This window comes from Glaciecola sp. SC05, assembly GCF_041380235.1.
In the GTDB taxonomy this organism is placed as follows: Bacteria; Pseudomonadota; Gammaproteobacteria; order Enterobacterales; family Alteromonadaceae; genus Glaciecola.
In genome coordinates this window covers 1-21072 of the sequence record NZ_JBGIYY010000001.1, presented here as the reverse complement: position 1 = coordinate 21072, position 21072 = coordinate 1, and the positions used below count along the sequence as shown (strand labels likewise).

The following is a 21072-nucleotide window of genomic DNA, read 5'->3' as shown; positions in this document are numbered from 1 at the left end:
CCCTAACCCATTGTATTTAAATGATTATTTTTTTATTTAAAAAGTTGGCATTAGAAATGCAGTACTCTCAGCGTGACCAACAACTTGATTGAAACAAAAGGACTATAAAATGAAAACATTATTTAAAGCAGGCGCAATTGCAGCTACTCTTTTAGTATCGGCAAACGCAGTATCGGGTAACCTTTTCTTAGGTTTGTCTGATAATTCATATGACGCAGGCCGCTTTTTAGGCACTGCTGACGCAAACACTACAACTGGTGTGTTCACAGAATTTGGTTTCAGCCAACTTCTAGCAACATCCGTTTATGATATCGACGCTATGGGTAACCTCACTGGCGGTATCGTAGATACTAACATTGCAAGCGATTTAGCAACATTCGGTATTCCAGCTGCGGGCACGTCTTTAGACGGCTCAACGGCAATAAGCTTGGTAACTCCAAACTGTGGTGCTGGCCAGTGTGACATCGACGCATTGAGTCCTTTGTCTCCGCCGCTCACAGGTGATTCTGAAGGTTTCTTACAAACTTGGGATCTTCAAGTAGAGTATCATCTTGTTGCTACGCTTACTGGCACTGGTCCAGTTTATACCGGCGGTTACATTGACTTTTTCTTCAATGATTTCAACAACGACGCAAACGATCGTCAAATATTAAGAGCAGAAGTAACTGGGTCTTCAATTACTGCCGCTAACCTTGATATCTTCTTCGACGTTACTTTCGCTGAAGCTGGTTTCTTGTTCGTTGAAGATAACTTTGGCAACATGCAAGACGCTGCTGACCTAGCTGCAATGGCTGTTGCCAACGGTAACTCTAACTTCGCTAAGTTCGCGTTAGATACCAACGTTAACCCGCCTATCCCAACTGGTGCAGGTCTTCTTGCTGTAACTGGTACAGACGGTGTAACTCGTGCGATTCGTCAAACTACTCTAGACGGAAGTATCACTGCTACTGTAGTTCCTGAGCCAAGCACTTTAGCGCTTCTAGGCTTAAGTCTAATTGGCTTTGGTGTTGCTTCTCGTCGTAGAAAGTAATACTTACCAATCAAGTTAGTCATACTAACCGGTCAGTGTAAACTGACCGGTTTTTTTACACTTTAAATTTACCTATCTTGCCACAAGTGCCTCTGGCTTTTTCTAAACCCTCCATTTTCATTCTAGTTAACCTGAGCGCTGTTTCTTATCCAGAGTTCAGTTTAGATATAACAAAATATACCCTCTCGACCTGCATATTGTTCTAAACTACACTTCTGAAAGACAATTAAGCTTCGTATCTGACTTGTAAGTCTCGTCGAATTACTTACAATCACAAACGTGCGTATCACTCATACTCAATAGGATAATTAGCGGTCTTGGTGGATATTGTAGAAAACCTTACAACTCAGATTCATCAGACATATAGCCTGGACGATGTGCGCCAGTTATTTAGAGATGTCGAGGCGCCTGCAGGTATGCGCAGCATCTTTACGTCTGAGCAATGGCTTGTCGCTTGGTTAAAGTGCGCAGATGCAATGCCGGCGCTTATTACGTTTAACAATGAAGGCGAAACTATTGGCTTTGCGTTTTTAGGTAAACAAACTGCTTGGTATGGCGATACATACTATCTTAATCAAACTGGTATCTCTGAATACGACCAAATGTGGATTGAACATAACGATATTATTTGCAGCGAAACATGGCTACCTCAATGTCGATATTCTTTGCTGCAGGCCTTAAGTCATACGGAAAATTTTCATCGCTTGATTATATCGCTGTGCCCATCAATGCAGTGGGATGCAGAGCACACCTTTTTGTGGTCTATTGATACCGCTCAAGTGGCGTATGTCGACATGTCTTTAATACAAAACAGCAGCGACGGCATGGCCAAGCTATTGTCTAAAAATGCTCGCTCCGGTATTAACCGCAGCAAAAACTATATTCAAAAGAATCATGGTGATATAGCATTTGACGTTGTTGATAACCCTATCGATACCTTACAGCAAAAAGCTGCGCCGCTGCATGTAGCACAGTGGCGCGACACCGATTCTGGTAGTGGTTTTAGCAATCCACACTTTGTAGATTTTCATAAGCAATTGTGTGGCAACAATTGTGAAAACTACCGCACCGAAGTCTTGCATTTTAAAGCGGGTGAGCAAGATTTAGGCTATCTATACATGATGTTAAGCCATAAAACGGTGTTTTTTTACTTATCGGCAATTAATTATAATGACGACGACAACCGATATAAGCCCGGCCTTGTGATGCACAAACTAGCCATAGAGCATTACGCAAACCTAGGTTATGAACGTTATGACTTTTTAGCCGGCTACGCCCGATATAAAGAAACCTTAAGTACCCATCATTATCCGCTATATACACTTCATATTGCCAATAGTGCATTAAAACATCGTATACTGTTTGGCGTAAATCGCGCAGTGAAGCGTTTCACCCAATTTAAGGACAGCAGATGATAGAGAATATGGACATAGCCTGCAGATGATGCACATCTTTTCAATCAAATCGGCCCTTGCCGCACCTTGTTCGTTTTCAATTGGCATACCTTTGCCAAAAGGCGAGTATTCTGCAAACGGTGGATTTAGTCTCTATATTGGCAAGCAAATCATTGAATGCCACACCAAAGTCATTAGTCTTTGGACTGATCGTTCGGTTCGTTGGCTTTTGGTCGAGGGCGTATTGCCAGCAACTGCTGAAGCAAATACACAGGTAATGCTCAGCAAATCCAATTACTCAGGGCTTAAAATAAAGCCTAAATGGGTAGTTGATAGCGGCAACAGCATCGACATACACATGCGCGACCACAGCATATCAGTCTCAAAGTTAGCGTTCTTGGAGCTATCATCTTTACCTAGCATCGAACAAATTAAAGCGCATGTGGAATTTGACAAAGGAAACTTAAGGTTCAAAACACTAAACATCGAGTACGAAGCCTATTACGACGATGCAAATAAGCCTCTGTTTTGCGAAATATCCCAGCGCGCAAACTGCATTATTGAGTACGATCAAGACGAAAACCAAGCAAGCAAAGCGCTAAATTTAATTGCCAAGTACCGCTGCTATTTTGCTTTGAACAAAGTTGATTTACAGCTAAAGGTGCATAATCCTCAGCCACAGGTGCATCATGGTGGTAAGTGGGATCTGGGCAACGAAAATTCACTCATCATTACAGAGTTTAGTCTTAAACACGCTACTGCGACGACTCCAGTTCAAAGTGAAGGTGCTTTTTTTAGCCCTACACAAGCGTCTGATATGCGCGCGTGCATAGAGACTCAACAGCGTGTTGACAGTCTGCAACTTATTCAGCATAGCAGTGGTGGTGAGGCTTGGAACAGTCCTAATCATAAACTCGCTGACAATCAGGTACATCTTCGCAAACGAGGCGCAACATGCATTGTCGACGGACTTGAGTCGGACATACTGCGGCCTGAGCCGAGCATGAGTTTGATAAGCGAAAACACGCGTTTACTGATTTTGCCAAAACACTTTTGGGAAAAGTTCCCAACATCGATAATCTCAAATAAACATCGCGCAGGGCTATATTTTAATGAAGTAGGCGCTGATAAGCCGATTGAACTTCAGCCCGGCGAGATAAAATCTCACGATGTGAGCTACGTATTTTCCAGTGTCAAAAATTTTGACAACGTCTTACTTGCTTCTCCAGACCTAGTGATTGCTCCTGAATTAATAGGCCAATCTCAAGTCTTGCCTTGGTTTGATGTCAGCTGCAAAAATGACAAATTACAAAATTTGGTCGACCAAGGCTTGCTCAGTGAGCAAAACTTTTTTGCAAAAAGAGAAGCCCTTGATGAATTTGGCTGGCGTAACTTTGGTGATATATATGCAGACCATGAAGCGCAAAACCAGTTAACTAGTGAGCCCTTTGTTTCGCACTATAACAATCAATATGACCCGCTCTACGGTTTTTTGAAACAATGGTTAGTAAGCGGCGATATGCAGTGGAAAATACTCGCCGATGATTTATTTGATCATCTTGTACACATCGACCTCTATCACACTGAATTAGACAAACCCGAGTATAATAGCGGGCTGTTTTGGCATACCGACCATTATGTGCAGGCACAAACTGCTACCCATCGAACATACTCTAAACACCAGCAGGCCGACGTGTATATTGACCATGCTGGCGGCGGCGGACCCGGTGCACATCATTGTTATACCACCGGCTTAGCTCTCTATTATTGGTTAACCGGCAACAAAGATGCCTACACCAGTATGATGGGAATGATGGGCTGGATGAGCAATATTTATGAAGGCGACCAAACCCTACTGGGCTTGTTCTTGCGAGTCAAAAATGCCAATTATGTAAAGCTTCCGTTTACCGACAAACTGTTGTTAGGCAGCGGTACCGGTGTGTTGCGCAATGTATTTACCAATAAATACCCTCTCGACCGAGGCACGGGCAACTATGTTAACGTACTGCTCGATAGCTTTGAATTGACCCAAGACCTGCAATATCTCACTCAAGCAGAGCGCGTTATATTAAGCACCATCAGCGCGCAGGACGATATTTCAAAACGTAATTTTGAAGACATTGAAAATTCTTGGTTTTATGTGGTGCTGCTACAAGGAGTCGGTAAATATTTGTATATTGTCTCAGCTATGGATGAATTAAGGCCTTTCAAGCAGCCCATCTTGCAGGCGTTTTTGCGCTATAGCGAATATATAAAAGACCATGAAGCCCCCTACCTCACATACAAAGAACGCTTAGAGTATCCCAATGACACGTGGACTGCTCAAGACTTACGCAAAGTACAGATTTTAAGCAGCGCCGCTTTGCTAACTGACGGCGAGCAGCGCAGTGGCTTTATAGCCAAAGCTACAGAGCTACAAGCTTGGATTGAACAAAAGTTAAATAGCAGTGACGAAAAATTTTACACTCGTATTTTGGTGCTGATGATGCAAAATTATGGCTCGCTGCAGTTACTAAACACAAAACACACAAGTTTGAAAAAATCCAAAGAGACAAAGGGCGTGTCGGAGCCAGTCAAGCAGAAAGTTACTAATGCCAATACTGAATACGATGAGAAATTAGCGCACAGTGCAATCAGTCGAGTCGTCAGCTTTATACAGCAATACTCTATTGGCAAAGAGCGCCAACATTTGGTGCAGCGCATTCCCAAATTGCAAAAATGGCTAGGAAAATCTAAATGATTACTGTCAGCAAGCAACTTAGCTTTATCATCCCTCACATGGGACGAGAGCAAATGCTAACAGAAACACTGGCATCAATCGCTCAACAAGATTTTGATACGAGTAAGGTCGAAATTATTGTGGTGACCAAAAATCAGCAAATAGATGAGACCGTTGCCGCCATGGCATCTACTATCCCGCTCAAGGTGATTTACGCAGAGCAAGCCTTAACTATTTCTCATCAGCGCAACATGGGCGCTGCGGCCGCAGTTGGCGAGTACTTTGCATTTTTAGATGCTGACGTATTTTTAGCCCCAAATTGGATCAGTGCTTTGCTCAAAATATTAAGTGAGCATGCAGATATTAAGCTTGTTAGCGCGGTTCAGAAAAACAGCCATCAAGCGCCGCCATTAGAACAGTTGCGCACCGCATTGAGTAATGCAGCTATAGATTGTGAAGTTGAGTTTTTACCCGGACGAAACCTGCTGCTACATCGCGATACCTTTATTCTCTCGCAGGGCTTCCCTGAGCACTTAATCACCTGCGAAGATTATGTGTTCACGCAACGCATCGCCGAGCTCGGAAAGCTGTTTTACAGCAGCGACAGCGACTATATTCATTTAGGTGAAGATAAAGCCTTTTGGTTAATGGCCGAAAAAGAAGTATGGCGCGGACAATCTAACATTGCTTCACTGGCTGGACGTAAAATACCACTTTCAGAATGGCCGAGCTTTATTGCGCCGCCGGTTTTTACTTTTGGCTGTATTATCGCATTAATTTGCACGCTGCTTGGCGCCAATCTATTAGCGATAGCATCAATTTGCGCGGCCTTGTTTATATTAGCGATTTACAGCATAAGATTGAGACGTATTACAAAGGGTAAACCAAATACCCTCACCATTTTAAAGTTCTATATAATGTATTTCCCGGCTCGTACCTGGGGAACCATTAAAGGCATATTACCGAGTAAATAGGAAAGCATGAATCAGTCACCGCATATTTTACAGTTTATTTGCTCTACCGGCTTTTACGGCGCCGAACGCTGGATTTTAGCCTTATGTAAAAACACGCCAAAAGAACAAGCAAAATATTCCCTTGCCGTTACTAAAGAAGATGCTTCCCAAGACTTAGAACTGGTAAAACAGTTTGCCCGTGACTGCGGCGATACGTACGAAGCCCCCATGAGCAATCGCTTCGATAAGTCAGTCATTGATAAGCTTGCCGATTACATCATCCGCAACAAGGTAGATGTGATCCACACTCACGGCTATAAATCTGACATTATCGGTATTTTAGCGGCTAAAAAAGCGAAAATACCGGTAGTGGTCACGCCTCATGGCTTTGAAAATGCCGACGATTTTAAACTGCGCCTTTTCATATGGCTGGGCTGCCAGTCAATGCGTTTTGCTGATCACGTGGTGCCGTTGTCACCTCAGTTAATGCAAGATGTTCAGCGGTACGGCGTTAAGCCTCCACAATTGCAATATATTCAAAACGGCGTAGACCTTTCAGAAGTTGAAGCCGTGCGAGAAGCACCTGCGAAACTAGTCAAACCTAAAAAACGCATTGGTTTTATTGGGCAAATGATCAGCCGTAAGAATATTGTCGATATACTCGACATTTTTGACGAAATGGCCGCTACCCGTGACGACATAGAACTGGTGCTGCTTGGCGATGGCGACGAGCGTCAGCATTTAGAAGAACATGCTAATACCCTTGCCTCAATTAAAGACATCCACTTTTTAGGCTATCGAGATGACCGTCTAGACTATTTGCGCAGCTTTGATTTATTTGTAATGACATCTACTCTCGAGGGTATTCCTCGGTGCTTAATGGAAGCTTGCGCAATGGCAACGCCGGTTGCCGCTTATGATATCGCCGGTATCGACCAGCTCGTTAAACACGAACAAACTGGACTACTGGCTAAGCTAGGGGATAAAAGCTCGTTGAAGGCTCATTGGCAAAACTTACTCGACGACGAAAACTTAGCCAAACAAATCGGCGAAAATGCATTAAGATATGTGAATGAAAATTATGCCGCCAAGCGCATGGCAGATGAATACATGACGCTTTTCAATCAGCTTTTAACGGATAGGAAATAAGATATCGTGAAAAAGAAATCTGATTTACTATTTTTATTAAGCGTCGACACCGAAGAAGAGTGGGATTGGGAAGGTCCATTTCCTGAAGGCGACTTCTCAGTAGAAAATTTACACATGTTGCCCGAGTTTCAAGCCTTTTGCACCGGCAGAGGAATTCGCCCGTGCTATTTTGTCGACTACGCGGCAGGCAAAGGCATTGGGAGCGAGAGCCGCTTTATTGAGCAGGTTAATAACAATGAATGTGAGCTGGGTGCCCACTTACACCCTTGGGCGAACCCGCCTTATTTTGACAAGCCCACAGAATCTAATTCGCATGTTGTGAATCTACCCATCGAGCAAGTTACCGACAAACTCGACGCCTTAATGACCCTGTTTGCAGAGCGTTTTTCGTATCAACCAAAAGCATTTAGAACTGGGCGCTGGGGCATATCGCCAGAGATCATGAGCTTGCTATGGTCGCGCGGCTTTGAAGTTGACTCAAGCGTGTACCCGTTTTACCAAAACGAGTTCTTTTCTTGCCAAGGCTCTCCTACCCTGCCGTATTGGCCAAGTGAAGAAGACGTACTTGTGCCCGGCGGTCAGCACAATATTCTTGAGCTACCGGTAACGGTTGGCTTTAATCGCCGTCCTTTTGCTACCGCCAATAAAGTACATCAAAACTTAGACAGCCCGGCGATGCAGTCGGTAAAAGCCAACGCCTTACTCTGGCATAGTAAACTTTTACGTAAGATATACATGAGCCCTGAAGTAAGTGAAGCAAGCGACATGATCACCCTTGCACGTGCGGCAATAGCTGAAAACGCGCCGATTATTCATATGTATTTCCATAGTTCAAACCTGATCAGCAACGGTACCGGATTTTTCAAAGCAGAAGACCCCTTTGCCACCATTTGTGAACGCATCAATGCAGTTATTGAAGACTTATCTGAAGATCACAACATCACCTTTATGACACTGTCAGAAGCTAAAGTGTATTTTCAGACTAACCCACAATTTATTGCTAAATGAGTGATTACTAAATGAGTCTGTCATTTTCTTTACTAACGCTTGGTACACCGGAAGATGATGCCCGTTGGGACATGTTTGTTCACGCACACCCTGAGTCTACGCCTTATCATTTATGCGCATGGGGTAAAGCGGTTCAGGCATCATATGGCTTCAAACCCGAATATTGGCTAGCCTTGAATGGTCAAGAGATTGTTGCACTGTGCCCTACCGTAAACATGCGATCCTTAAAAGCAAAAAAGTCGATATGTTCACTTCCTTATTGCGACCTAGGGGGCATTTTAGCGCTCGATGATGAATCGAAATTAGCCTTGCGAGAGCATATACTCGCGCACAGCGCTGCAAATGGGATCACATCGGTTGAGCTACGCGAATCAGATTCAGAGCTAACTCAAGCCAGCGAAGCACCGGCTGGACAAAAAGTCAGAATGCTTTTGCCCTTGCCTGAAAATGCTGAAGCGCTGATGGCACAATTTAAAAGCAAGCTGCGTAGCCAAATCAGAAAAGCCGAAAAAAATGGCCTAAGCTTTAAGATCATTAAGGGCGAAGATATTAGCCTTGCCAATACCAACGACTTTTACGACATTATTGCCGAAAACATGCGTTTACTGGGCAGTCCTGTGCATTCAAAGGCGTGGTATCAAGCTTTGATACGCGCTTATGGTCAGCATGTGTATATCGCGCTAGTGTATAGTGACGACATTGCGATTGGTGCAGCACTGGTTATTAAAACCACAAGCAAAGCGGTGATCCCTTGGGCATCGACTCGCGCCAAATACAATCGGCTCGCGCCGAATATGCTGCTGTACTGGGCGGTATTGAGCGAAGCGACTCACCAACAGCTAAATGAATTTGATTTTGGACGTTCAACGGTAGGCGAAGGCACCTTTAACTTTAAAAAACAATGGGGCTGCCTTCCTCAAAAGTTGAACTGGCAAAGCTTTGAGAATGGTAGTATAAAAACAGCAGAACACATCAATATGTCATCTTCGCGTGCGCTTATTGAGTCGGTTTGGCAAAAGCTTCCGCTGAGCGTGACCAACAGCATAGGCCCCAAAGTACGCAAGTACATTAGTTTATAAGGATATAAAGACACCATGTGCGGCATAGCAGGCTTTTTAACCAAGGGTTACTCTGAACTTAGCACCGAGCATTTGCTGGCAATGGGCGACGCTATTGCGCACAGAGGTCCCGACGCTCATGGTGAATACCTAGACGACCATGTTGGCCTTTGCCACCGACGTTTAAGTATTTTAGATTTGAGTGCAGCCGGCAACCAGCCCATGTACTCAGCCTCTGGTGATATCGCAATTGTATTTAATGGCGAAATCTATAATTTTTTAACGCTAAAAGCCGAACTAGAGGCTAACGGCGCAACCTTCGTTTCGGGCACCGATACCGAGGTGATTCTGCACTTATATGAACGCGAAGGCAGCGCCTGCTTAAGCAAGCTAAATGGCATGTTTGCCTTCGCCATTTGGGATAAAAACAAAAAGTCCTTGTTTATTGCCCGCGACCGCATTGGTAAAAAGCCTCTGTATTATCTCGATTACCAAGGTAAATTTGCTTTTGCCTCTGAAATTAAGTCACTGCTAACACTCCCCGATACTCCCAAAGATATTCGCTTAGACGCAGTTCACGATTTCTTTGCTTATCAGTATGTACCAGACCCAAAAAGCATCTTTCAGCACATACACAAGCTGCCGCCCGGGCACTACATGACCATCGAAAATGGCATCAAAACCATTACCGAATACTGGGATGTGTCTTTTGCGAAAACAAGCGACAAATCAGAAGCAGAATTAAAAGCGCAACTCAAAACGCTTGCCGAAGCTTGTACCGAGCGCAGAATGATTTCTGATGTGCCCTTAGGTGCGTTTTTAAGCGGCGGTGTAGATTCAAGCGGCGTAGTGGCAATGATGGCTAAGTCGTCTTCTACACCAGTTAAAACCTGCACCATTGCCTTTGGCGACAAAAAGTACAACGAAGCAGAATTCGCCCAAAGCGTTGCGGCGCTCTACAAAACCGAACACCATGAATACCTAATGCACCAAAACGTGGCCGAAACCTTAGAGCATATTGTCAGCTTTTTTGACGAACCATTTGCCGACCCTTCACTAGTGCCCACGTTTTTTGTTTCCGAACTTGCTCGCCAAGCAGTTACCGTTGCCATCGCCGGCGATGGCGGTGACGAGGTATTTGCAGGTTACGAAAAATACAGCACCGATGATATTGAAAACCGCCTGCGCGAAAAATTCCCAAAATGGATGCGCCACAGGCTCTTTCCGAAATTAGCCAGGAGTTTTGCAAAAATCGAGGCGCCGGTTATCGGCACGATTGCCCGTAAAGCTAAATCACTGTTTTCAAGTTTAAGCGTCAGTCCAGAAATGGGCTTTTATATTACGAACTCGCAAATGGAAGACCGTCAGTGGCAGCAGCTCGCTCGCCCTGACGTACAAGAGAAGCTTGGCAGCTATCATCCTTCTAAACTGACCTTAGACGCTTACCATAAGGCTGACGGCCCAGACCACCTATCTAAAATCTTGTACACCGATATGAAAACCTATCTGCCCGGCGGGATTTTAGTAAAAGTTGACCGTATGAGCATGGCTAACTCCTTAGAGGTCAGAGCGCCAATACTCGACAAAGAAATGCTAGAGTTTGCCGCTACGGTGCCTTCAAGTATGAAATTTAAAAACGGCGAAAAGAAACACCTCCTAAAAGAAGCCTTTAAAGATTATTTACCTGACGATATTTTGTATCGTAAGAAAATGGGCTTTTCAGTCCCTCTTGCCAGCTGGTTTAGGCACGAGATTAAACCTATCGCCAACAAGTATCTGATTAAGAGCCCTGTAGGTTTGCCGCAAATTTTCAACATGCACATTGTCGAGCAATATTGGCAGCAGCATCAAAATGAAAGCGCTGACCACAGTGCTATTTTGTGGTCGATGTTGATGTTTGAGATGTGGTGGCAGAGGTATGTGGGTAAGTGAGCAAGCTGAGCGAGACTTTAAAGGTCATGCATGTTACCTATGATATGCGCATAGGCGGCACTGAAATGGTGATCAAAAACATCATTGAAGGCAATAAAAACCCAGCATGTGAAATGTCTATTTTTTGTATTGAAGAGCCTCTAGGCCCTTGGGGTAAAGCTTTGAAAGAAAGCGGTACTGATACAAGCACTCACCCTCGTAAGCCGGGTTTTGATACTTCTCTCACAAGCAAAATGCGAACGCACATTAAGCAACATCAGATAGATATTTTGCATTGCCATCAATACACCCCTTGGGTGTATGGTGTACTCGCTTGTAGCGGCCTCAAAACTAAAGTGATATTTACTGAGCACGGTCGCTTTTATCCTGATTCTAGCTCTTGGAAGCGAAAATTTGTGAATCCGCTATTAGCAATGTTCACGCATAAAATCACCGCAATCTCCCATGCTACCAAACAAGCCTTAGTCGACTATGAGTTTCTAAAAAGCGACAACATTGACGTTATATACAACGGCATTGAAGCATTAGACGCGAATATTGATGCGGCCAACAACATAAAAAACAAGCTCGGGATTCCTGCTAGCGATACGATATTCGGCACGATTGCCCGCTTAGACCCAATTAAAAACCATGAAATGATGCTGAACGCCTTTGCTAAAGTGCTTGAGAGTAACTCTGAATGCACGCTGGTGATAGTTGGTGATGGCGATTTGATGGATGCATTGCAATCGCAAGTAAAAGCGCTCAAAATTGCACACAAGGTTAAGTTTACTGGATACATCACTTACCCTAAAGACTACCTTTCGGTATTCGACATATTTTTACTATCTTCATTCAGTGAAGGTACCTCTATGACTCTATTAGAGGCAATGTCACTAGGTAAGCCCTGTGTTGTTACAGATGCTGGCGGCAATAAAGAAATCATTGTGCATGAAGAAACTGGCTTAGTGACCGATAACAATGATATGGAACAATACGCAAATGCTATGCTAAGCCTAGCTGGTGACCCAGAACAAATACGGCTTTACGGCGAGCAAGCATGCAAACGATTTTCAAAACAATTCACGGTTGAACTTATGTCAGCGCAATATCAGGCGTGTTATGGTGTTTAAATGGCAAAAATACTAACAATTTTATTAATTGCTCTCGCTGCTTTTATGGCGGTGTCTGCACCATACATTGCTGCGGTGTTATACAGTGCCGTTTCTATTTTACAGCCACAATATATTTGGTTTTGGGTGTTTGATGATATTTCAATATTCAGGATTTCTGCTGGTATCGCCATTGTGGCTTGGGGCATTCATATGGTGCGCGGTGGTATAAATTGGCAGATTTATAATAATGGGATTTTTTATGGTCTGTTGATACTACTCTGCATATATTATTTGTCTGATCTTTTCACCCCTTTTCCTTCCTATGGCTCAAGAGTAGGGTCAGAACTAGTAATGAGCATTTACACTACAATTGTTTTAATGTTCTTCATAGTATTGGGCTTAATTAATCATGAAAAAGCGCTTAAGTACCTAGTATGGGCAATCGTCGCGATAACTCTCTACTATACATATTGGGCCAATAGCAACTACTTAGAAGGCAACTGGAGTCAATTTGCACAGGGGCGATTAAGGGGTCCTAATTTCAGCCCATACACTGACGGCAATATTTTCTCCATCGTTTTTGTCATTGGTTTACCGTTTGTGTTATTTGCTATATACCAAGTTGAAAAAACATGGCAAAAAGCACTTTTAATTCTCGCTGTACCACTAATATGGCACGCAATGATTCTATGTGCTTCTCGCGGAGCGCTTTTAAGTGCTGCCGTGTCTACGCTAATAGCTGCAAGAATGATAAAGTCAAAGTCATTTAATGTCGTGCTGCTAGTTGGCGCTTTGGTGTTTTTGATAGACCAAGGTGGCCAGATGCTATCTAGAACGGTAACAACTGTACAACAGTCAGAAACAAGTGCAAATGAGCCAATTAACCCTAGAGTAATTTCTTGGGATATTGCCTTCCAACTAGCAAAGCAGTACCCCATATTAGGTGTCGGTCCACAACGTTTCTTAGAAGCTTCGCGCACAAATTTCCCAGGTAAATCGCCACATGTGCCGCATAATACCTTCTTAAATTTTTCAGCCAATCTTGGCATTATTGCTGGGTTTATTTACTTAACATTTTTTTGGATCTCTTGGAAAATTTATAGATGGAATAAAAATGCTCTGGAAAAACACCCCGATAAACTCCACACTTATATAAACAAAGCAAGCTTTAGCTCTTTAATGGGTTTTTTCGTAGGGTCTATGTTTTTGGATTTGATTATCTTTGAACCGTTTTACTTTTTACTACTAGTGATAGTTGCTAATAATTTTATTTTAAAGCAAAAGATAGCAAATCCAACTGAGCAAATTGCCACACCTCCTATATCAAAAGTAGATTCAAACATCGCGCTGACAAAAGCGAGGCAAGCCCGTGTATAACATTATAATGTTTGCATATAACGAATCAGACAACTTAAAACATTCACTAACTAATGTTTTTAATAATATTGATAACCGTGTTCAACACGTATATTTACTGGCAAATGGTTGCACTGACAATACTGTTATGGTGGCTAATGCCATAAAAGAAAAATTAAAATTTGAGCAATTAAAAGTAATTGAAATTAAACTCGGTGACAAATGCAATGCATGGAATCACTATGTACATGAGATAAAGGCAGAGGCTGAGTGTCACTTTTTTATTGACGCCGACGTGATTTTTTCAGAAAAGTGCTTTCCCATACTTTATGATGAAATGATGAATGCAGATCCAAAACCAAACATCGTTGCAGGTTACCCTTTAAGCGGCAGAAACTTAGATTTTTATCAAATGCTTGTTGAAGAGCGCGCCTGTTTTTATGGGAATTTGTATGGTGCTAGTGAGCACTACATTAAAATGGTACGAGACAAACCTTTTCATTTGCCCATAGGTTTAAATTGGATAGATTCGTTTTTAACAAAAGCCGCAAATACCGACATTCAATTTTTAAAAGACAACCTGCCAAACCGCGTAATTTACAAACAAGGGGTTGGTTTTAAATTTGAAAGCTTATCTCCGTTTAAAACAGACGATATCAAGCTGTATAAAAATAGAATAGCTCGCTATGAATTGGGCAAAATACAAGAGCACTATTTAGATGCTTTAGATGTAGTCGACTGGCCTAAAACAATGTTTAATATTAACCAGCAAATCATGAGTAACTTTGAGGACAAAACTGCACATCTCAGTTTTATCAAAAAATGGCTGGTAAAAAAACGCTTAATACAGTTGATTAAAAAAGAAACCAAAACACAATGAGTGAGCTAAAAAAAGGGGTTACTAGCAGCCTTCTACTGGTTGTAGATTCGATCTTAAAAAAGCTCGTTGGCCTTGTTAGCACACTAATTCTAGCCCGCCTGTTACTCCCAGAAGACTTCGGCATAATCGCAATAGCCACGCTAATGGTTGGCTTCATAGAGATTCTGTCAAACACAGGAACGAATCAATACTTACTAATTGTAGATGAATTAGATGACGAAAAAGTTAACACCGCCTGGACACTCAACCTAATATTAAAATCAACAATGTCTGTAATTATGATAATCGCAACGTTTTTTATTGCTGACTACTATGATGACCCGAGGTTGATTGATGTGTTACTTTCTTTAACACTGGTTTTTTTCAGTTACTCTTTTCAAAATCCAGGTTTAGCCTATTTAAAGAGAGCTCAAAATTATACTCCAATCGTAAAGCTTGGTGTTTTTGTAAAAGTTGTTTCAGTGGCAGCTGCAATTATTGCAGCCTTTACCCTTCAGAGTTATTGGGCTTTAATAATAGGCAAAGCGATCAGCGCTCCTTTAATGATCGTCGGATCATACATGATTCAGAATCATAGACCGAAGTTAAATATGACCAATGCCAAACAACAATGGCAGTTTTCTGGATGGATTATCCCTCAATCTATATTTGGTTATGTTAGAACCCAATTAGATACCTTGCTTGTTAGTAGTGCTTTTGGGCAGTCTCAGTTAGGCTCTTATCACACTATGAAATATATAGCGTTCATTCCAAGTGGTTATGTCATTCTCCCAGTCATTCAGCCTTTTTTAGTAGAACTCAGAAAGGTAAAGAATATACCGGCTGAATTTGCAAAGCAGTTTAACGCTTCTTTTTTTGTCACACTGTTACTAGGCGCACCCATTTCAGCCGTTATGTATTTTCATCACGAACTTGTTACAGCCGTGCTCCTTGGCCAAAACTGGATAAAATATTCGAACCTGCTAGGGGCATTTGGTCTTTTAATACCCTCGTTTATTATGCTTAACCAGGCAACAAGAGTATTAATGCTACATGGTAAAACTAAACAAATATTTTTTTATGAGTGTATCGCTTTTGCAATTTTGTATTCGACACTATTTTGGGTAGGGTTGAGTGATATTATGATATTTACATATGTAAGAGTAGGAATGGAGAGTATTATCTGTTCTGCATTTTTGATTTTTATTTTGCTTAGATATACAAGCCTAAAAAATACTATCTCGCTACTTTTAGGCTTAATTCCATTTGCTGTGGGTATATATGTTGCAAATATTGCAACGACTATAATTCCGTTTCAGTTTGAAAATGTATTTCTTCAGCTTTGCCTAATTACTGGTATCTTCTATATTGTATTTTATGGATTCATGCTCACTGTACACTTAATGTTCTTAAGAACGGTAAGAGAATGGGCTTATTTAGAAACGCTAGTTTTGCGGATTATTAAGCCTGTTTTTGAAAAAGTGAAAGGTTAACAATAATATGGGTCTAAAATTAAAACCAACGGCTTTAAGGTGAGCTAAACATTTTGAACTTATTTAAAATATCTGATTTACCCTTAAGTGATATTGAAGTTGATTTCAATGTGGAGCCCGTGAAGCCAATAATTGGGGCTGACTTACCGACAAGCGACTACTTTAAAAAAGTTGTCCCATTTTACAATTCGACAGGAAAACTCCTTACGCCTGCAGAATTAGGGTGTGCATTAAGTCATATTAGCATTTACAAAAAAGTCATCGACAACAATTGTGGTGCAATAATTTTTGAATCTGACATCGTTCCCACTAAAAAACAACTTGAATCCGCGAGTGCACTTTGTATGAATACCACTGCAGACTTTATTCATTTGGGTTGGCACCCAGATGTTGACCACGGACGCTATTTTAAAGGATCAAAATCTATTAATGCAGAAATGTATAAAGTAGACACTTCACAAGGGTTTTATGGCGCCTTTGCTTATTTCATATCAGAGAAGATGGCATCTGAACTACTAGATTATCATAAAATATCAATTAAACTTGCAGACTCTTGGGCTCGCTTTTTCTTAACGTCTGATATAGTCCCATACTTTTACCCAATATTTATGCATCCTCCAACGAGGAATGAAATGCACGAAGAGCGTTTAGCATTGAGTCAAAACGTGCATAGTCTTAGCGCAAAAAATATCAAGGTTATGGTAAAGAAACTGCTTATTCAAAAGCTGGCAATTTTAAAGTTTTGGAATAAATCAATCGTTCCGCCAAATAAATAAATTACTGTAAAATCGTTAATGCAAAGCATTTAATTAAAATAGCAATAAAATTGTGTGCTAAGAACTAACAAGGACGATCATGAAAATAGGAATATTAACTCTCGCTATAGCCGAAAATTACGGCGGTACAATACAAGCTGTTGCACTTTATAGACTTTTGCAAAGTAAAGGTCATGACGTAGTTTTGATATATAAAGTCCCCTATATTCCCATTTGGAAAAGCTTGACTAAGAAATTATTGTTAAAAATACCATTTCATAATATTGCCAACCTGAAAACATTTAATGAACTTGAAAAAGAGAGGCTTAAACGAAAAGCATTTCATAGACCGTTTATTAAAAATGAAATTTTGAATATTAGTGACGATTTACGCACAAAAAAAGATTTACAGGACTTTGCAACACGAGAGAGATTTGATGCTGTTATAGTTGGAAGTGACCAAGTTTGGAGAAAAGATTATATTGATGATAAATTTTATCAGAGCTTTTTTTTAGATTTTATAACAGGAACTATGACTCGAAAAATATCGTACGCAGCTTCGTTTGGAAAAGACTACTGGGAAGGAAGCAATGATGAAGAAGATATATCAAAGCTTTTACATGATTTTACAGCAGTGTCCACAAGAGAAGCTTCTGGAACATTGATATGCAAAAACACTTTTAATTATCACGATGCGGTTCATGTCTTAGACCCCACACTCCTGATGAATAAAGAGTTTTATTTGGAAAAAATCATAGCCAATTACGATACACCAAAGAGTTTTGATGGCGGCTTATTGACGTATGTGCTTGATGAGGCAAAAGAAAAACATAAGATGATTACTCATTTAAAAAATACATTTGGTTTAGATTCCGTAAATCATTTAAAAGGTTTTGATAAATCAGGTGTTACTTACACTGTCCCTGAGTGGCTTCGCTCTTTTGCATGTGCTGATTATGTTATAACTGATTCGTTCCACGGTATGGTTTTCTCAATAATATTTGAGAAAGACTTTACGGTAGTGGGTAACGCAAATAGAGGGCTCGATAGATTTACGTCTCTACTCTCTCTCTTAGGATTAATGGATAGACTGGTGTTTACCTATGATGACCTGCAAAACGATAAGCAAGAAAGCATCGAATATAAAAAAGTAAACAAATTATTGGAAGTAAATAGAAAGTTATCACTCTCATTTCTACTTTACGGATTGCAAGAAAGTAAGTAATAAATGATTCTTATAAATCAACGAAATATAATAAAGATGATTAACTTAAATTATGAGTAAACCGCAAGTTATATCCAAAGTTGTTGAAAATGACATGTGTATAGGCTGTGGAGTTTGCACTTATGCATGCCCTTCAGACGCTTTAAGTATGGGTTGGAGTAAAGATGGCTTTTTAATTCCTGAGTTGACCGGTGATTGTGATGCCGACAGTTCTTGTATAAAGGTTTGTCCATTTAACCCAACTCCTTTTGAAGAAGTTAAAGATGAAACTGCACTAGCTGAAATATTTTTAGCTAAAAACACACAAACCCAAGACAAACTAGGGAAAGTTATTGGGATATACACAGGATACTCAAGAGAATTTAGAGATAAATCCTCATCGGGAGGTATGGCAACATATATATTCGATGAATTGCTCGACCGAGGTGTTGTTGAACACATTTTTTCTGTCCGTTCTTCAGATGCATCACCGAATCATTATGAATATCAAGTTTCAAGCAATAAAACTGAATTAAGAAATTCATCTAAAACTAGGTACTATCCTGTGACACTTGCGACAGTTCTGCCCGAGTTAAAAAAGCTGGATGGTAGGGTCGCCATAGTCGGCATCGCTTGCTTCGTAAAAGCCATTCGATTGGCTCAATATAACGAACCTGAATTAAAGCAAAAAATACCATTTATTGCTGGAATAATATGTGGAGGAGTCAAAAGCAAGTTCTTTACGGAGTACCTTGCTTCTAAAGTTGGCGCCGATCATAAAAACATTAAATCACCTAGCTACAGAATTAAAGACGCTACCAGTACAGCAAACGATTACTCCTTCGGTTGTATTGATGTAGTGAGCAAAGATTATAAACAGATAAAAATGCGAGCCGTGGGTGACATGTGGGGAACCGGGTTGTTTAAAGCAAATGCATGCGATTATTGTGATGACGTTGTAACTGAGTTAGCAGACATCTCTTTGGGAGACGCTTGGCATGAGCCTTATCGAAACGATGGACGCGGCACAAGTGTAATAATAACTCGGAGTCCTTTAGCAGAAACGATAATGCAAGAAGGTATTAAAAATCTTTCATTATCCGTCGAGCCTATTACCCCTGATGTTATGCGCGCATCTCAGGAAGGTAGTTTTAATCATAGGCATGAAGGCCTCTATGTAAGAGTAAAAGAAGCTAAAAACAACGGCATACCGATACCAGAAAAAAGATATGGTAAGAAACTTGTTACTCCAGATATCTTTTTTTTGCAAAAGCTAAGGCGCAGATCAAGAAAGGAGAGTTTAGAGGTTTGGAAGAATTCTAAAACAGCAAACGAATTTAATAGCAAAATGGAAAAAACACTTTCCTCTTTAAAACTTGCAACGAATGTTACTCGTTACAAGCGAGGTGCGATTCGCCTATTAAAAAAAATATTAATGCGAAAACGCTAACTATTCTTTTGCATTAAAAAATAGGGCAATATCTAGTAACAACTACTTAATTTCGCAGCAACCTAGATTTAGTAATAAACAACAAAAATTTGAATAGGGGCTCTCAACTTGTAATGAAATTATCAATTTCACAGAAATTTTATATAAAATTTTCACATAAAAAGCGCCTATTAATTTTAGGTGACTCACATACCTCTGTTTTTGATGACGCGATTTTCAGAAAAGCTATAAGCAATAGGTATCAACTCTTCATTGAAACAGTTGGCGGAGCAACTATTTCTGGGCTCGTAAATCCAAACTCTAAAACGAATGCCCAAGCAATTTTTGAAAGCGCGTTCTGTAAGATTAAACCCGATGTTCTAATAACTCAAATGGGTGAAGTTGACACTGGTTTTGTCATTTGGTATCGAGCCCAAAAACATAAATCCTCTGTAGAAGAAATGCTAGAGCTTTGTGTAAATAATTACTGTGACTTTCTTAAAAAATATCAAGGTAACCAAAAAACCATAGTACTAAGTGCGCCTCAGCCAACAATAAGAGACAATCAAGATTGGGGAGAAATCGCTAATCTTCGAAAAGAGATTTCTGCTAGTCAACAGGAGCGAACAAAACTCACTTTAGCTTTTAATTCAAAAATGGAAGAAAATGCCAGGGCCCTTGGCGTGAACTTTATTAACCTTGATACTGAATCGATCGGTGACGATGGTTTAGTCGCTCCATTTTTATTGAATGATGATAATAATGATCACCATTATGCTCAAGAGCCTTATCTTGCATTAATAATGAAACACCTAGGAAATTTACTCATTGAAAAATAAAATAATACAGTTTTTGCCTATTAAATTATATTTGTATCTTAGATGGTACGATTTTAAATTTAACCGACGTAGCAGCTTTGATAAAGTCCAAGGGCTAAGACATGTTGACGATGAAGTTACTGGTGGCTACGAGCCTTTTGATAGAGCTAAGGCGATTTTTGTGCATGTTCCTAAATGCGCAGGTATTTCTGTAAATAAAGCTCTTTTTAAAAGTATTGCCGGTGGACATACAACACTGGACGAATACATTAACGTATTTCCACCAACACTCCTTCAATCCTACTTTAAATTTACTTTTGTTCGCAACCCGTGGGACAGAGTAGTATCAGCTTACAGCTTTTTACAACAGGGCGGTCTTAATCAATGGGACAAGGAGTTTTACGAAAACGAACTTAAAGAGTATGGTTCTTTCAAAGCGTTTATTCACCACTGGCTAAAACCTGAAAATTTAATGAAACATCATCATTTCAAACCTCAACACCACTATTTAATTGATAAATATAATAAAATCTCAGTAGATTATATCGGTTATTTCGAATCGATCGAGGACGATTTTACTCATATTGCAAATAAGATGAACCTAAACACTGAACTTAAAAAACACAATGCTGCTCAGCGAATTGATTACAGGGAATATTACGACGAAGAAACAAAAGCAATAGTCGGGAATATATATGCCAAAGATATCGAAATGCTCAACTATACTTTTGACGGTATTGACAGACCTGTAAGAACTATAAATCTTTAATAAGTGATTACTTTATAGTTTGTGGATACCCCTCTCTGTCAGACTACCTGTC

17 protein-coding genes are annotated in these 21072 nt (G+C 40.7%); all 17 read left to right on the top strand.

Annotated elements, in window-relative coordinates; translation table 11 throughout:
• Positions 1-109: 109 nt before the first annotated feature.
• The 17 genes from AB9H30_RS00085 to AB9H30_RS00005 all read left to right on the top strand — a co-directional run bounded on the left by AB9H30_RS00085 (position 110) and on the right by AB9H30_RS00005 (position 21020).
• Positions 110-1030, top strand: a complete 921-nt coding sequence (locus tag AB9H30_RS00085) for a PEP-CTERM sorting domain-containing protein (protein ID WP_371192506.1) — start codon at positions 110-112, stop codon at positions 1028-1030.
• A gap of 320 nt (positions 1031-1350) precedes the next feature.
• Entirely contained in the window at positions 1351-2445 is a 1095-nt protein-coding gene (locus tag AB9H30_RS00080) for a GNAT family N-acetyltransferase (RefSeq protein WP_371192505.1), read from the top strand.
• A 25-nt stretch (positions 2446-2470) separates the two neighbouring features.
• Complete coding sequence (locus AB9H30_RS00075; protein WP_371192504.1) at positions 2471-5164, top strand: hypothetical protein; 2694 nt, start codon at positions 2471-2473, stop codon at positions 5162-5164.
• The gene (locus tag AB9H30_RS00070) at positions 5161-6117 is read left to right on the top strand and encodes a glycosyltransferase family 2 protein (protein ID WP_371192503.1); all 957 of its coding nucleotides are present in this window, start codon (positions 5161-5163) and stop codon (positions 6115-6117) included. The genes AB9H30_RS00075 and AB9H30_RS00070 overlap by 4 nt, the downstream gene beginning before the upstream one ends.
• 6 nt (positions 6118-6123) lie before the next feature.
• A complete protein-coding gene (locus tag AB9H30_RS00065) occupies positions 6124-7245 on the top strand; it encodes a glycosyltransferase family 4 protein (RefSeq protein ID WP_371192502.1) in 1122 nt (373 codons plus the stop codon).
• A gap of 6 nt (positions 7246-7251) precedes the next feature.
• Positions 7252-8253 (top strand): WalW protein, encoded by a 1002-nt coding sequence (locus AB9H30_RS00060; RefSeq protein ID WP_371192501.1) that lies wholly within the window; start codon positions 7252-7254, stop codon positions 8251-8253.
• 11 nt (positions 8254-8264) lie between these two features.
• Positions 8265-9332: a GNAT family N-acetyltransferase gene (locus tag AB9H30_RS00055; protein WP_371192500.1), complete on the top strand. Its 1068-nt coding sequence runs from the start codon at positions 8265-8267 to the stop codon at positions 9330-9332.
• Between the two features lie 15 nt (positions 9333-9347).
• On the top strand, positions 9348-11243 hold the full coding sequence (gene asnB, locus AB9H30_RS00050; RefSeq protein ID WP_371192499.1) for an asparagine synthase (glutamine-hydrolyzing): 1896 nt from the start codon (positions 9348-9350) through the stop codon (positions 11241-11243).
• Positions 11240-12355, top strand: a complete 1116-nt coding sequence (locus AB9H30_RS00045; protein ID WP_371192498.1) for a glycosyltransferase family 4 protein — start codon at positions 11240-11242, stop codon at positions 12353-12355. Before asnB ends, AB9H30_RS00045 begins: the two co-directional genes overlap by 4 nt.
• Complete coding sequence (locus tag AB9H30_RS00040; protein ID WP_371192497.1) at positions 12356-13714, top strand: O-antigen ligase family protein; 1359 nt, start codon at positions 12356-12358, stop codon at positions 13712-13714.
• Complete coding sequence (locus AB9H30_RS00035) at positions 13707-14573, top strand: glycosyltransferase family A protein (RefSeq protein ID WP_371192496.1); 867 nt, start codon at positions 13707-13709, stop codon at positions 14571-14573. Before AB9H30_RS00040 ends, AB9H30_RS00035 begins: the two co-directional genes overlap by 8 nt.
• Positions 14570-16045: an oligosaccharide flippase family protein gene (locus AB9H30_RS00030; RefSeq protein ID WP_371192495.1), complete on the top strand. Its 1476-nt coding sequence runs from the start codon at positions 14570-14572 to the stop codon at positions 16043-16045. The genes AB9H30_RS00035 and AB9H30_RS00030 overlap by 4 nt, the downstream gene beginning before the upstream one ends.
• Before the next feature lie 119 nt (positions 16046-16164).
• Complete coding sequence (locus AB9H30_RS00025) at positions 16165-16821, top strand: glycosyltransferase family 25 protein (protein WP_371192494.1); 657 nt, start codon at positions 16165-16167, stop codon at positions 16819-16821.
• 79 nt (positions 16822-16900) lie between these two features.
• Positions 16901-18025, top strand: a complete 1125-nt coding sequence (locus AB9H30_RS00020) for a polysaccharide pyruvyl transferase family protein (RefSeq protein ID WP_371192493.1) — start codon at positions 16901-16903, stop codon at positions 18023-18025.
• A 52-nt stretch (positions 18026-18077) separates the two neighbouring features.
• Positions 18078-19454, top strand: coding sequence for a Coenzyme F420 hydrogenase/dehydrogenase, beta subunit C-terminal domain (locus tag AB9H30_RS00015; RefSeq protein ID WP_371192492.1), 1377 nt, complete (start codon positions 18078-18080; stop codon positions 19452-19454).
• 113 nt (positions 19455-19567) lie between these two features.
• Positions 19568-20272 (top strand): SGNH/GDSL hydrolase family protein, encoded by a 705-nt coding sequence (locus AB9H30_RS00010; RefSeq protein ID WP_371192491.1) that lies wholly within the window; start codon positions 19568-19570, stop codon positions 20270-20272.
• Entirely contained in the window at positions 20262-21020 is a 759-nt protein-coding gene (locus AB9H30_RS00005) for a sulfotransferase family 2 domain-containing protein (protein ID WP_371192490.1), read from the top strand. The genes AB9H30_RS00010 and AB9H30_RS00005 overlap by 11 nt, the downstream gene beginning before the upstream one ends.
• Positions 21021-21072: the final 52 nt, after the last annotated feature.

Bases quoted from the DNA above. Each gene is read 5' to 3' on its own strand.
- AB9H30_RS00020 (WP_371192493.1), top strand. From the start codon at position 16,901: ATGAAAATAGGAATATTAACTCTCGCTATAGCCGAAAATTACGGCGGT.
- AB9H30_RS00010 (WP_371192491.1), top strand. From the start codon at position 19,568: ATGAAATTATCAATTTCACAGAAATTTTATATAAAATTTTCACATAAA.
- AB9H30_RS00065 (WP_371192502.1), top strand. From the start codon at position 6,124: ATGAATCAGTCACCGCATATTTTACAGTTTATTTGCTCTACCGGCTTT.
- AB9H30_RS00085 (WP_371192506.1), top strand. From the start codon at position 110: ATGAAAACATTATTTAAAGCAGGCGCAATTGCAGCTACTCTTTTAGTA.
- AB9H30_RS00015 (WP_371192492.1), top strand. From the start codon at position 18,078: ATGAGTAAACCGCAAGTTATATCCAAAGTTGTTGAAAATGACATGTGT.
- AB9H30_RS00030 (WP_371192495.1), top strand. From the start codon at position 14,570: ATGAGTGAGCTAAAAAAAGGGGTTACTAGCAGCCTTCTACTGGTTGTA.
- AB9H30_RS00055 (WP_371192500.1), top strand. From the start codon at position 8,265: ATGAGTCTGTCATTTTCTTTACTAACGCTTGGTACACCGGAAGATGAT.
- AB9H30_RS00070 (WP_371192503.1), top strand. From the start codon at position 5,161: ATGATTACTGTCAGCAAGCAACTTAGCTTTATCATCCCTCACATGGGA.
- AB9H30_RS00075 (WP_371192504.1), top strand. From the start codon at position 2,471: ATGATGCACATCTTTTCAATCAAATCGGCCCTTGCCGCACCTTGTTCG.
- asnB (WP_371192499.1), top strand. From the start codon at position 9,348: ATGTGCGGCATAGCAGGCTTTTTAACCAAGGGTTACTCTGAACTTAGC.
- AB9H30_RS00040 (WP_371192497.1), top strand. From the start codon at position 12,356: ATGGCAAAAATACTAACAATTTTATTAATTGCTCTCGCTGCTTTTATG.